Here is a 12,041-nt window from a genome sequence, read left to right as displayed (position 1 = left end):
AAGCGGCATGGAAACTTATTTCGTTTTTAACAGGAAAAGAAGGAATGAAAATTTGGACAAGTAAAGGATTTGCGTTGCCAACACGTAAATCGGTCGCATCTGAACTCGGATACGATAAAGATGAATTGCGCGCAGCGCTTGTTGCAGGAGCACCGTATGCGACCGTATGGCAAAACGGTACGAACTTGCCGATTATTATGAACAACTTTAACAACCAGTTTGTGAGCGCCTTTTTAGGTGAACAACCGCTTGCGGAAGCGCTCAAAAAAGCACAAGACATTGCGAATAAAGAAATTGAAGCGAAGTAACGGCTGAGGGGGATTCCCCCTCGCTGTTCCCTTCTTTCAAGTGAAGTGTTGCACAATCTTCACTTGAAAGAGGTGAATAGCAAGACAAAAGGAGATGAAAATATGTTTAGTCGTAAGCGATGGAAAGAAGCAGGAACGGCCTATACGTTATTGTCACCGACGTTATTTGTTCTTCTTTTATTCGTCATCGGTCCGATTTTATTTGCGATTTATTTATCGTTTCATAAAGTGCAGTTATTAGGAGGAGCAAGTTTTCAATTTGTCGGTTTCGACAACTTTACGCGCATATTAGACGATACGCGGGCAAAAATTGCGCTTTGGAATACGGCGAAATATGTGGCGATCGTCGTGCCGACGCAAACGATGTTGGCGCTCGTTTTAGCGGCAACGCTTAATGCGGGGTTAAAGGGAGAAAAGTTTTTCCGCATCGTTTACTTTTTGCCGACGTTAACATCATCGGCTGTTTTGACGCTTATTTTTATGTGGATGTACAACCAAAACGGTCTTGTCAACCACGTGCTTGCGTTTTTCGGCTTGCCGACGTACAACTGGCTTGGCGATCCGTCTGTCGCTTTAAACGCCATTATGATTATGAACATTTGGTCAACGGCACCGTTTTTTATGGTCATTTATTTAGCGGCATTGCAAGACATTCCCGATTCGTTATATGAAGCAGCGGAGCTAGACGGGGCGAACGCTTGGCATAAGTTTTGGTACGTCACTGTTCCGTATTTAAGACCTGTCACATCGTTCGTCGTCATTATGGGGTTAATCGGTACGTTCCAATTGTTCGACCAATCGTACATTTTCTCGGGCGGTTCAGGCGGACCGAACAATGCGACGTTAACGGTTGTTCTTCTTATTTATCAATATGCGTTTAAATCGCTCGGAACGATGGGATATGCGGCTGCGCTTGCGTTTGCGTTAGCGATCGTCATTTTACTTGCGACGTGGTTGCAGCGAAAATTTTCAAAAGAAGAGTCGCTTTACTAAAGGAGGGAAGGTCATGAGAATAGGCAAAGCATTGTTATATACAATTCTCGTCTTATATGCGATCGTGACGATGATTCCGTTTTTATGGGCGCTTTCGTCATCGTTTAAAACGCTTGAAGAAATTGTGAGCGGTTCGATTCGTTTTATTCCGGAAAATTTTACGCTTGATAACTATAAACAAATTTTTATCGAACAAGAGCTATTTCCTCGTTGGTTTATGAATAGCGTCATCATTGCGGTGACGGTGACGATCTTAAACTTAATGTTTAACTCGATGGCAGGCTATGCGCTCGCTCGCCTTCATTTCCGAGGAAAACAGACGATTTTTATGATCATTCTTGCCGTATTAATGATTCCAGCGCAAGTAACGATGATTCCGAACTATTTAATTTTAAAACAGCTCGGTTGGCTGAACTCGTATCAAGGAATGATTGTCCCAGCAATGATTAACGCGACATTCATTTTTATGATGCGTCAATTTTTCATTAACTTCCCGAAAGAGTTAGAAGAAGCCGCGGCGTTAGATGGGTTAAGCCGCATCGGCACATTTTTCCGCATCGTGTTGCCGCTCGCTCGCCCAGCGCTCGCCGCGCAAGCCATTTTCGTTTTTATGGGTTCGTGGAACGACTTTATGCGTCCGCTTATCATTTTATCCGATCCGAACTTGTTCACATTGCCGCTTGGGTTAAATAGCTTTAAAGGACAATACATTAGCTATTGGAACTACATTATGGCGGCATCGATGGTATTTACAATGCCTGTTTTACTCATTTATGCGTTTTTCAACCGTTACTTTATTAAAGGCATTTCATTTACAGGGGGAAAATAACCTCGTGCATGTCGCACGAGGTTATTTTAATCCGCCCCGTATCCGACATCTTTATCTGGATGGGTAAACGGCGCTTTTCCGCTTCGTTTTTCTTCTAATAAGGCGCGGTTTTCGGGCGTATTCCAACCGATGTCGTTCGTCGGATGCACCCATTCATCACCGGCCATGACGCTTGGATCGGTTTCATCGCTCCATTCATTGAGAGGGGAGTGTGGCGAATTGTATTTACTGTCGCCGATGACGACCCCATATTTGTTTATAAATGGCGGCTGCATGCGTATATTTGTCCCTTTAAACGACGGCGCATGAATTTGATGCGGTTGCGTCTCATCGAAAATGGGCGATTCGATTTCTTTATCCATTGTGATCACCTCAATTATTAATGTGGCTTAGTGACGTATAAAATATGTTGCTTTGCGCGACATTACTTGTGAGGGGGAATCAATATGCGCTTTCCAATTGCATCTTTAAATGAACGAGACATCGCCGAAGTGCAACAATTTGAGCGAAAGCTTCGTGAACAAACGGGCGAAGACATCATACTCATTGCGTACAAAAAAGAACAAACATATAGACGAGGTGAACGATCATGAAACGAAAAGTAACACATGATGCCGCGAAGACGAACAACCAAACACCGACGGAAAGCATGCCAAAAGACGAATTTGAAGCGCAATATGCCGGCGGAGAAGATATGAGTCGCGGCGCAAACCGAAATTCAAAAAAAGGACGGCAAGGAAAATGAAAAACAAACAAGCGGGCAAAACGGTTCCGATTCCAAGCGACATATTAAAGGAAGAATTCGGACACGAACAAGGTGACATCAATGCCTATAAAGTGATCGAGCTGTTAGAAGAAGCGAAAAAGGAAAAGAAAAATGGGTGAAGCTACGACATTTTTCCCTAGCTGTTGTACGACCTGTATGACTAAAAGCGCTAGCTCCTCATGCTAGCGCTTTTTTACATCATCTCTAAGCTATCGAATTCCGAACATTCGACAGCTATCTTCTCTAGCAAGGAACATCTCCGAATGATGTCCTTCTCACAACTTAAAGCTTCCTTATAGTTCAAATTATAAACTTCAATAAACGCTTTGTCAATTCGTGTCCATTTCCAAACTATACGTCTCCGCTTTCATTGTCGTTTGGTTAAAGTAAACGATCATCGCCATGTTGCATCGGCGAATACGTTTCGTTTGTAAATAATGCGGCAAGTCGAATGGGATCATTTCGACGACGGTATGTTTAAATAATTCTTTTTCGCTTAGCGAAAGAAGATGCGGTTGTTCGGACAGTTTTTCGTATACGCGCGCGCGTACATGTTTGTCCGTTTTTTCGTCCCACCACGGTTTGCGCGGTTTTTGTTTTTGATTGCGCAAATAGTCGTATTTCATTAACGCCTCGACGATCGGCAAGTCGTTCGTCTGTAACGTTTGTAAAAACGAATAAAGGCGGCGGAATAAATCTTCAAGTTGATGCCCGATGCGCGCCCAACCTTGTTCGTCCCAATACGTGCCGAACGATTGGAAAAAGTCAAACGGTGTATCAAACAAATGGGTGACGATATATTCAATCGTTTCGTCCATGCGATGATCGTTCCAATATTTTTCGAGCACATCTTCCACTTGTTTTAACCGAATGATGTCATCAAACGAAAGCACATTGTTGCGCAAAATTTCATACGGCGCGCGGTCCATAAAGACGTAGCCGTACTCATTTGCCTTGTGGCGAAGCCCTGTGCCGCGCAACATTTTTAAAAAGCCGAGCTGCAACTCTTCTGGGCGAAGTGCAAACACGTCGTTAAACGTTTTGCGAAACGATGTGTAATCTTCTTCTGGAAGCCCGGCAATTAAATCAAGATGTTGCGCAATTTTTCCGCCTTGTTTCACCATCGTGACGGTGCGCGTGAGCTTTTCAAAATTTTGCTTGCGCATGACGAGTTTGTTGACGTCATCGTTTGTCGATTGCACACCAATTTCAAACCGAAACAGCCCTGGGGGCGCTTCTTTATTTAAAAACTCAATGACTTCTGGCCGCATAATGTCAGCCGTAATTTCAAATTGAAACACGACGCCCGGCACATGTTCGTCAATTAAAAATTGAAACATATCCATCGCATAGCTGCGGCTAATGTTAAACGTGCGGTCGACAAATTTAATGACTTTTGCGCCTTGTTTCATTAAATAACGTAAATCTTCCTTTATTTTTTCACGGTCAAAATATCGAACGCCAACTTCAATCGACGATAAACAAAATTGGCAGCTAAACGGACAGCCGCGGCTCGTCTCGACATACGTCACGCGCTTCGACAAATGCGGAATATCTTCAGGAAAGCGAAACGGCGACGGTACGTTTGCTAAGTTGATTTTATTTCTTTGCGGGTTAATGATCGCTTTCCCGTCTCGATGAAACGCAAGCCCTGCGATGTTTGTCACATCTTCGCCACGTTCTAGTGCAGTAAGCAGCTGTTTAAACGTTTCTTCCCCTTCGCCGATGACGATATAATCAAACTCCGGCACGCGCTCAAGCCAATATGAAACATCGTATGACACCTCTGGTCCACCGACGACGATCGTGACGGTTGGATGCACTTTTTTCAACAGCTGAATGACTTCAATCGTCTGTTCGATGTTCCAAATGTAACAGCTAAACCCGACGACATCTGGTTTGCGACGATACAAATCGGTGACGATATTTAACACCGGGTCTTTAATCGTATATTCAACAAGCTCCACATGAAACTCTGGCTGGGCGTACGCTTTTAAATACCGAATCGCTAAGTTCGTATGAATATATTTTGCATTTAACGTTGTACAGATAATATGCACTGCAAACGACTCCTTTATATGTAGGTTGCAACGAACAATTATACCATATCCGAGGGGAAGGAAAAAGGGTGCCCTTTTTGTGAGGACACCCTTTGTATTATGCTGAAATTTGATTTTCCGCCCGTTTCGTTTTGCCGCGGTTCGATACCATAAAGAAAATGAATGCGACAACGACGACGGCATATAAGATGAACCAGATGTTGAAGCCGCCGACGATGAAGCCCATGCCGAGCATACCGGCCGCTAAAATGTAATATGTCATCGGAATGAGCGCTTTGCGAATTAAGCTTCCTTCTTGACCGACAAGACCGACTGTCGCGGAAGCCGCAACGACGTTATGAACACAAATCATATTTCCAGCTGCTCCACCAACAGCTTGCAACGCAACGACGACCGCAGCGCCTGAAGCAGATAAACCGATGCTTTCCGCTGTACCGAATTGGAAAAGCGAGAACATCATGTTGCTGAACGTGTTACTTCCAGCGATAAACGCTCCGAGCGCACCGATGAGCGGCGCAACGATCGGCCATGCGGAACCGACGATGTGCGACACGCCTTCCGCTAATACGAGCGGCATGCTTGCGAGTTCTTCTGTTTTTGAGTTAATAAAAATGTTGATCATCGGCACGGCGAAAATGAGCGCCGAACCTGCGCTTAATGCCGTTTTAAACGAATCGCTAAACGCTTTTTTGTAGCTTGCCGCATCCATTCGATGTAAAACGTATGTGACGAGCGAAACGATTAGGAAAATCGTACCCGGTAAATAAAGCGGTGTCGATTTAATCGCAATGCCGGAGTTAAACAAATTGTCGATTAAAATCGTGACGCTTTCCCCTGTTAAAAACGTTTTTACTTCCGTTACTGTGCGCGTAATGACGAGCAAAATCGCCACTAATACGTATGGGAACCATGCGTTTAAAAGCGAAATGCGCTTTTTCCCTTGCACAATGTTCGTTTGTTCGTTGTTTAAACGACCGATCCATTCTTGTTCCCAATTGTTGCGATGTTCGAAATCAAACGTATCTTTCGGCATAAATAACCCTGCTTTTGCCGCTGGCACGACGATGACGAGACCGATTAATGAACCGAGCAACGACGGAAACTCTGGACCGAGCACGTTCGCGATGATCGCATATGGAACCGTGAAAGCAAAGCCGGCGAGCATCGCAAACTTCCAGACGCGCAATCCTTCACGGAACGAACGGTTTTTGCCGAAAAAGCGCGTAAGCATTCCGACCATAATAAGCGGAATAAACGTTCCGACCATCGCATGAATAATGCCGACGTTTGCGGCAATTTGTAATAAGTAATCTGTAAACTCCATAACGCCAATTGCTTTCATGACTGCTTCTTGGTTCGCAAGACCGGTATTCACTCCGACGAGGATTGGTGTTCCAATCGCTCCGAAAGAAACAGGTGTACTTTGAATAATTAACGCAACTAACACAGCCGCCATCGCTGGAAAGCCGATCGCAACGAGAAGTGGTGCGGCGATCGCAGCTGGTGTACCGAATCCCGCAGCGCCTTCAATAAATGAACCGAACAACCAAGCGATAATGATCGCTTGAATGCGGCGGTCAGGTGAAATGTGAATAAACCCTTGGCGAATCGTTTCGATCGCGCCGCTTTCTTTCACCGTATTTAAAAGCAACACCGCTCCAAATACGATAAACATAATTTCAATCGCAGTTTTTATGCCGTTGACGCTTGCGGCAGCAACGACGTTTACTTTCGTTCCCCAAACGAACAACGCAATCGCGGCTGTGACGACAAGCGCAACAGGCATCGCGCGGCTCGCTGGCCATTTTAACACAACAAGAAATAAGAAAACTGTTAAAATTGGCAATAGTGCGATAAATGATAACATACCGATACTCATATGCATCCCCCTTTGTTCAATATGATGATGTAATTCCTTATCCCCTTATCATAAGGTCATACAATCATCTGATGAGTATATCATAATGTAAGCGCAACCATTTTTCAATATGAATATTTAAAAATTTTTCACAGTTATTTTGTAGAAAAATATGATATGATATTCTATTTGTATGGGGGAGCAAACAAGAAACAATGGGGTGGACAACGTGTACAAACAAATTAAACCGAAAAAATATATGAAGAAGTAGCGGAAGCGATTTTACATATGATTCAAACGGGTCAGTTAAAGCCCGGCGATAAACTCGATTCCGTTCAACAGCTAGCAGAAAATTTCCAAGTTGGACGGGCGGCCATTCGTGAAGCGCTGACCGCGCTTCGGGCGATGGGGCTCATTGAAATGAAACAAGGAGAAGGCACATACGTGCGCGAGTTTGATCCAGCGATGTTATCGTTTCCGATTTCTGCTGCGGTGCTCATGAATAAAGAAGATGTCGCTCATTTATTAGAAGTAAGAAAGCTGCTTGAAGTTGGTGCCGCAGGCGTTGCAGCGAAACGAAGAACAGACGAAGATTTGCGCGCGATGCAAAGCGCCCTTACGCAAATGCGCGAAGCGATTGGCGACGAAGAGCTTGGCGAAAAAGCGGACTTTTTATTTCATATGGCAATTGCCTCAGCAACGAAAAATCCGCTATTAGTGAGTTTAATGAACAACGTCTCAGGCATGATGATGGAGACGATGCGCGAGACGCGCCGCATTTGGCTGTTTGCCAAACAAGCGACGACCGAACAGCTGCTTGAAGATCATATTGCTATTTTTGAGGCGATTCGCGAACAAAACGCCGAACTTGCCCAAGAGCGAATGAAAGACCATTTAGAGCATGTCGAAAAAGTGCTGTCCGACTATATTTCTTCATAACGGAGGGGCTTCCTCCGAACGTACTCATCAGATGACCGGTTGACTAATTTGGCAATTAGATGTAAAGTGAAAAAAAGAAAACGTTTTCTTGGAGAGGGGATCGGGAATGAATGTTACATTATTTGTTACATGTTTAGTCGATTTGTTTCACGTCAACGTCGGAAAAGCGACAGTCGAGCTATTAGAGCGGCTTGGCTGTACGATTCATTTTCCCGAAGCGCAAACGTGCTGTGGACAGCCGGCGTACAATAGCGGCTATGTAAAAGAAGCGAAAGAAGCGATGAAACATATGATTCGCACGTTTGAACATGCCGAATATATCGTCACGCCATCTGGTTCGTGTGCGACGATGTTTAAAGAATATCCGCACATTTTTAAAGGCGACGGTGAATGGGAAGAGCGGGCGAAACGGGTGGCCGATAAAACGTATGAATTGACGCAATTTATCGTCGATGTGCTACAAGTGGAAGATGTCGGGGCGCGGTTAAAAGGAAAAGCGACGTATCATACGTCATGTCATATGACGCGCTTACTTGGCGTGAAAGATGCGCCGCTTGCGCTTTTGCAACATGTGAAAGACCTTGAAGTCGTGCCGCTTCCAAACGCGCACAATTGTTGCGGATTTGGCGGTACGTTTTCTGTCAAAATGGGACCGATTTCGGAACAAATGGTCGATGAAAAAATTCAATGTATCGAACAAGTGGAAGCGGATTATTTAATCGGGGCCGATTGTGGCTGTTTAATGAACATCGGCGGGCGCATCGAGCGAAAAGGCAAGCCGATTCGCGTCATGCACATCGCCGAAGTGTTAAATAGCCGATAAAGGGGGGATTCATATGGCGATGAAAATTAATACGGGACAATTTCACGAGCGAGTGGAAAAAGGCATTCATAATACGTTTATGCGCGGAGCGGTGGCAGGAGCGCAAGAGCGGCTGCGCACGCGCCGATTGGAAGCAGCAGCGGAGCTCGGCAATTGGGAACAATGGCGCGCGCTTGGGGAAGAAATTCGTCAACATACGCTCGAAAACTTAGATTATTATTTAATGCAATTAAGCGAAAATGTAAAAAAGCGCGGAGGGCATGTGTTTTTCGCGCAAACGGCAGAAGAAGCGAACGAATACATTTGCCGCGTCGTTGAAAGCAAGCAAGCGAAAAAAATTGTGAAATCAAAATCGATGGTGACCGAAGAAATTCATATGAACGCCGCCCTTGAAAAACTCGGCTGCGAAGTCATTGAAACGGACCTTGGCGAATACATTTTGCAAGTCGACGACCACGATCCACCATCGCACATCGTCGCGCCTGCGCTTCATAAAAATAAAGAACAAATTCGCGACGTATTTAAAGAAAAGCTGGCGTATACAAAAACAGAAAAGCCAGAAGAATTGGCGCTTCATGCGCGCCATATGCTTCGCCATGAATATATGACGGCAGATGTCGGCATTACCGGATGCAACTTTGCGGTTGCGGAAACAGGTTCGATCACGTTAGTCACGAACGAAGGAAACGCCGATTTAGTGACCGCTTTACCGAAAACACAAATTACGGTCATGGGAATGGAGCGCATCGTACCGACGTTTGAAGAAATGGAAGTGCTCGTCAGCTTGCTTACACGAAGCGCCGTCGGGCAAAAATTGACGAGCTACATTACGGTATTAACAGGTCCGCGCGATGAAGGGGAAGTAGACGGACCGGAAGAATTTCATCTCGTCATTGTCGATAACGGACGTTCCGATATTTTAGGAACGGAATTTCAACCGGTGTTGCAATGTATTCGTTGTGCGGCTTGCGTCAACGTTTGTCCGATATACCGTCATATCGGCGGTCATTCGTACGGTTCGATTTATTCCGGACCGATCGGCGCCGTCTTGTCGCCGCTTCTTGGTGGCTATGACGACTATAAAGAATTGCCGTATGCATCGACGTTATGTGCAGCTTGTACAGAAGCATGTCCGGTCAAAATTCCGCTCCATGAACTGTTGTTAAAACATCGGCAAACGATTGTTGAACGGGAAGGAAAAGCGCCGATTTCGGAAAAGTTAGCGATGAAAGCGTTCGGGCTTGGCGCGGCATCGTCCATGTTGTATAAACTTGGTTCAAAAATTGCACCGACGGCCGTCAATCCGTTTACAGTAAACGACCGCATTTCGAAAGGCCCAGGGCCGTTAAAAGCATGGACCGATATTCGCGAATTTCCAGCGCCAGAAAAAGAACGGTTCCGCGATTGGTTCAAACAAAGGGGGGAAGAGTAATGGAAGCTTTTTTACAACGTTTGTCTTCTCGTCTTGGACGTGATATGCCTGCATTTGTCGAACGTCCGCAATGGAAACATGCGCCGCAACAGACGGTATTTCAAGGGTATAGTCAAGACGAGTTACTTGATGAATTAAAAAAGCAATGTACCCGCATTCATACGACGCTCGTTGAAACGACAACAGATGGGCTCTATCACACGATCGAACAAGTCATTGACGCCCATGGCGGCGGACCGATCGTTGTCGCAAATGATGAGCGATATGAACAAGTCGGTTTATCTTCTTTTTTAAAAAGAGAAGATGTGCACGTATGGGACGTATCGCTCGGACGAGCAAACATCGAAGCGGCGGAAAAAGCGAACATCGGCATCACATTTAGCGACATGACGTTAGCGGAATCCGGAACGGTCGTGTTGCTTAATGATCGCAACCAAGGGCGGACGATTAGCTTTTTACCGAAAACGTACGTGGCGATCATTCCGAAAAGTACAATCGTTCCGCGCATGACGCAAGCGGCGCGCATCATTCGCGAACAAAAACATGTTCCGTCATGCATCAATTTCATTACAGGCCCAAGCAACTCGGCAGACATTGAAATGAATTTAGTCGTTGGGGTACACGGACCGATGAAAGCGACATATATCGTGATTACCGATTGTTGAGCAGCGAATGAGCTGCTCTTTTTTTAAAGATAAGAAAGTATAAAAATTCGGATTTAGGGAGCTGTCTAGCTCCAAGCGCCATCGGCTCGAGTCGCTCCGCCCCACACTGCGGCGGCGACAGCCTCCTCGGTGGGGCTTGTGCGCTCTTCGCCGATAGGCGGGCGCTTTGCGCTTTTCTTAATCCGATCAGATTAGTAAAATTTTCAGAATGTTAAGAAGGAATGAAAACAGATGTAGCGAATATACATGATAAATATGGAGAGGGAGTAACAAGGAGGGAAAGCGATTGAGTTCCAAAGAAAGCATAATGGAGGAATCCGTATTCGTTCAGCTTTCAAAACGAGAGAAAGAAGCGATCGATGAGCGAATGAGTCGGTATGATTTTATGTTGCAACAAGTGACAGATGCGATGATTATTGTGAAAGATGACGGGGCGTTCGTTGACGTCAACGATGCGGCGTGCCGTTTATTCCGTACGCCAAAAGAACAACTGTTGCGAAAAAAATTTCAAGAATATTTATACCTTGTCCCTGAACATATTTTTCAATTTCAAAAGCAAATGTTGCGCAAATTTGGGGCGTACGATGATGAACTCGTCGTCCGTTTAGCCGATGGTGAATTGAAACATGTGCAACTATTTATGCGCCGCCATCAAAAGCAACAATTTGATTTATATATCATCCGCGACATTTCCTCGAAAAAAGCGCTTGAGCGTGAACGAACGATTAACGAAACGTTATTTAAAGATTTGTTTAATCGCGCCGGCGACGGCATCGTTATTTTTGATGGACAAGGTCGCTTCATTGACGCCAATCCTTCCTTTTGTGCGAGCGTCAACGTAAAAAAAGAAGATTTGTTCAAGCTTTCGATGCAAACATTTATTCCGATTGAATATCACGATTTATTTGAGCAACTGTTGCTGACGTTAAAACGAAACGGAACGGTATCAAGCGAGCTTCCGTTTATTTTAGGAGACGGCATGCAAAAGTTGTTTGAGGTGACGTTCACAGCAAACGTACATAGCGGCTTTTTTATGGCGATTATGCGCAACGTGACAGAAAAACGAAACATGGAAATGAACTTACAGCGAAGCGAAGAACGATTTCGCGCCATTTTTGAACAAGCGCACGAAGCGATTATTATTTGCGACGATTTCGGAAACATTTTGCGCGCCAATCCAGCCGCAAGCCGAACGTTTGAACTGCCGCTTCACGATCTCGTCCATGCGAACTTATTGCAGTTTATCGATGAAAAAAATAAAAAAGTGCGTCGCGTGTTGTGCCAATTTTTCCGCGACGGACAAATTCGTGATGAACTGACGTTTCATATGCCAAATGGCGAAACAAAACAGCTTGAATTTACATCGAA

General features: G+C 45.0%; 13 protein-coding genes and 1 pseudogene. 11 read left to right on the top strand and 3 right to left on the bottom strand.

The annotated features are described in order from the left end of the window. The 3 genes and pseudogenes from JV16_RS14310 to JV16_RS14300 all read left to right on the top strand — a co-directional run. Positions 1 to 308, top strand: a pseudogene (locus JV16_RS14310) (ABC transporter substrate-binding protein); the annotation flags it as partial. A gap of 102 nt (positions 309 to 410) precedes the next feature. Further along, entirely contained in the window at positions 411 to 1,301 is an 891-nt protein-coding gene (locus JV16_RS14305; RefSeq protein ID WP_021094293.1) for a carbohydrate ABC transporter permease, read from the top strand. A gap of 13 nt (positions 1,302 to 1,314) precedes the next feature. Beyond that, positions 1,315 to 2,130: a carbohydrate ABC transporter permease gene (locus JV16_RS14300; RefSeq protein ID WP_021094292.1), complete on the top strand. Its 816-nt coding sequence runs from the start codon at positions 1,315 to 1,317 to the stop codon at positions 2,128 to 2,130. Between the two features lie 26 nt (positions 2,131 to 2,156). Here JV16_RS14300 and JV16_RS14295 read toward each other — a convergent pair whose 3' ends face one another. Next, positions 2,157 to 2,492 (bottom strand): DUF3905 domain-containing protein, encoded by a 336-nt coding sequence (locus JV16_RS14295; protein WP_042536401.1) that lies wholly within the window; start codon positions 2,490 to 2,492, stop codon positions 2,157 to 2,159. An 84-nt stretch (positions 2,493 to 2,576) separates the two neighbouring features. Between JV16_RS14295 and JV16_RS15835 the strand changes: the two genes are divergently transcribed. The 3 genes from JV16_RS15835 to JV16_RS15825 are packed head-to-tail and all read left to right on the top strand — an operon-like array spanning position 2,577 to position 3,015. Beyond that, positions 2,577 to 2,723 carry a hypothetical protein gene (locus JV16_RS15835; protein WP_021094290.1) on the top strand — a complete coding sequence of 49 codons (147 nt, stop codon included), beginning with the start codon at positions 2,577 to 2,579 and terminating at the stop codon, positions 2,721 to 2,723. Next, on the top strand, positions 2,720 to 2,875 hold the full coding sequence (locus tag JV16_RS15830) for a hypothetical protein (RefSeq protein WP_006321568.1): 156 nt from the start codon (positions 2,720 to 2,722) through the stop codon (positions 2,873 to 2,875). The genes JV16_RS15835 and JV16_RS15830 overlap by 4 nt, the downstream gene beginning before the upstream one ends. Next, the gene (locus JV16_RS15825; protein WP_021094289.1) at positions 2,872 to 3,015 is read left to right on the top strand and encodes a hypothetical protein; all 144 of its coding nucleotides are present in this window, start codon (positions 2,872 to 2,874) and stop codon (positions 3,013 to 3,015) included. Before JV16_RS15830 ends, JV16_RS15825 begins: the two co-directional genes overlap by 4 nt. A 210-nt stretch (positions 3,016 to 3,225) precedes the next feature. Here JV16_RS15825 and JV16_RS14285 read toward each other — a convergent pair whose 3' ends face one another. Continuing rightward, entirely contained in the window at positions 3,226 to 4,956 is a 1,731-nt protein-coding gene (locus JV16_RS14285; RefSeq protein WP_042536400.1) for a B12-binding domain-containing radical SAM protein, read from the bottom strand. A 97-nt stretch (positions 4,957 to 5,053) separates the two neighbouring features. Continuing rightward, on the bottom strand, positions 5,054 to 6,835 hold the full coding sequence (locus JV16_RS14280) for an L-lactate permease (protein ID WP_021094287.1): 1,782 nt from the start codon (positions 6,833 to 6,835) through the stop codon (positions 5,054 to 5,056). Positions 6,836 to 7,102: 267 nt separating this feature from the next. Between JV16_RS14280 and JV16_RS14275 the strand changes: the two genes are divergently transcribed. The 5 genes from JV16_RS14275 to JV16_RS14255 form a co-directional block, all read left to right on the top strand. Then, positions 7,103 to 7,753 (top strand): FadR/GntR family transcriptional regulator, encoded by a 651-nt coding sequence (locus JV16_RS14275; RefSeq protein ID WP_042536399.1) that lies wholly within the window; start codon positions 7,103 to 7,105, stop codon positions 7,751 to 7,753. A gap of 106 nt (positions 7,754 to 7,859) precedes the next feature. Next, positions 7,860 to 8,576 (top strand): (Fe-S)-binding protein, encoded by a 717-nt coding sequence (locus JV16_RS14270; RefSeq protein WP_021094285.1) that lies wholly within the window; start codon positions 7,860 to 7,862, stop codon positions 8,574 to 8,576. Positions 8,577 to 8,589: 13 nt separating this feature from the next. Next, positions 8,590 to 10,008, top strand: coding sequence for a LutB/LldF family L-lactate oxidation iron-sulfur protein (locus tag JV16_RS14265; protein ID WP_021094284.1), 1,419 nt, complete (start codon positions 8,590 to 8,592; stop codon positions 10,006 to 10,008). Then, on the top strand, positions 10,008 to 10,673 hold the full coding sequence (locus JV16_RS14260; RefSeq protein WP_042536398.1) for a LutC/YkgG family protein: 666 nt from the start codon (positions 10,008 to 10,010) through the stop codon (positions 10,671 to 10,673). The genes JV16_RS14265 and JV16_RS14260 overlap by 1 nt, the downstream gene beginning before the upstream one ends. 307 nt (positions 10,674 to 10,980) lie before the next feature. Continuing rightward, the coding region (locus JV16_RS14255) for a PAS domain S-box protein (RefSeq protein ID WP_042536403.1) at positions 10,981 to 12,041 on the top strand (1,061 nt) is incomplete at its 3' end.

The organism is Anoxybacillus ayderensis, from assembly GCF_000833605.1.
Lineage (GTDB): Bacteria > Bacillota > Bacilli > Bacillales > Anoxybacillaceae > Anoxybacillus > Anoxybacillus ayderensis.
The sequence above is the reverse complement of the archived record's forward strand: the minus strand, read 5'-3'. Positions and strand labels throughout refer to the sequence as shown.

Coding starts and splice junctions, on each gene's coding strand:
- JV16_RS15835 (WP_021094290.1), top strand. CDS start 2,577: ATGCGCTTTCCAATTGCATCTTTAAATGAACGAGACATCGCCGAAGTG.
- JV16_RS14295 (WP_042536401.1), bottom strand. CDS start 2,492: ATGGATAAAGAAATCGAATCGCCCATTTTCGATGAGACGCAACCGCAT.
- JV16_RS14300 (WP_021094292.1), top strand. CDS start 1,315: ATGAGAATAGGCAAAGCATTGTTATATACAATTCTCGTCTTATATGCG.
- JV16_RS14260 (WP_042536398.1), top strand. CDS start 10,008: ATGGAAGCTTTTTTACAACGTTTGTCTTCTCGTCTTGGACGTGATATG.
- JV16_RS15830 (WP_006321568.1), top strand. CDS start 2,720: ATGAAACGAAAAGTAACACATGATGCCGCGAAGACGAACAACCAAACA.
- JV16_RS14305 (WP_021094293.1), top strand. CDS start 411: ATGTTTAGTCGTAAGCGATGGAAAGAAGCAGGAACGGCCTATACGTTA.
- JV16_RS14275 (WP_042536399.1), top strand. CDS start 7,103: ATGATTCAAACGGGTCAGTTAAAGCCCGGCGATAAACTCGATTCCGTT.
- JV16_RS15825 (WP_021094289.1), top strand. CDS start 2,872: ATGAAAAACAAACAAGCGGGCAAAACGGTTCCGATTCCAAGCGACATA.
- JV16_RS14265 (WP_021094284.1), top strand. CDS start 8,590: ATGGCGATGAAAATTAATACGGGACAATTTCACGAGCGAGTGGAAAAA.
- JV16_RS14270 (WP_021094285.1), top strand. CDS start 7,860: ATGAATGTTACATTATTTGTTACATGTTTAGTCGATTTGTTTCACGTC.
- JV16_RS14280 (WP_021094287.1), bottom strand. CDS start 6,835: ATGAGTATCGGTATGTTATCATTTATCGCACTATTGCCAATTTTAACA.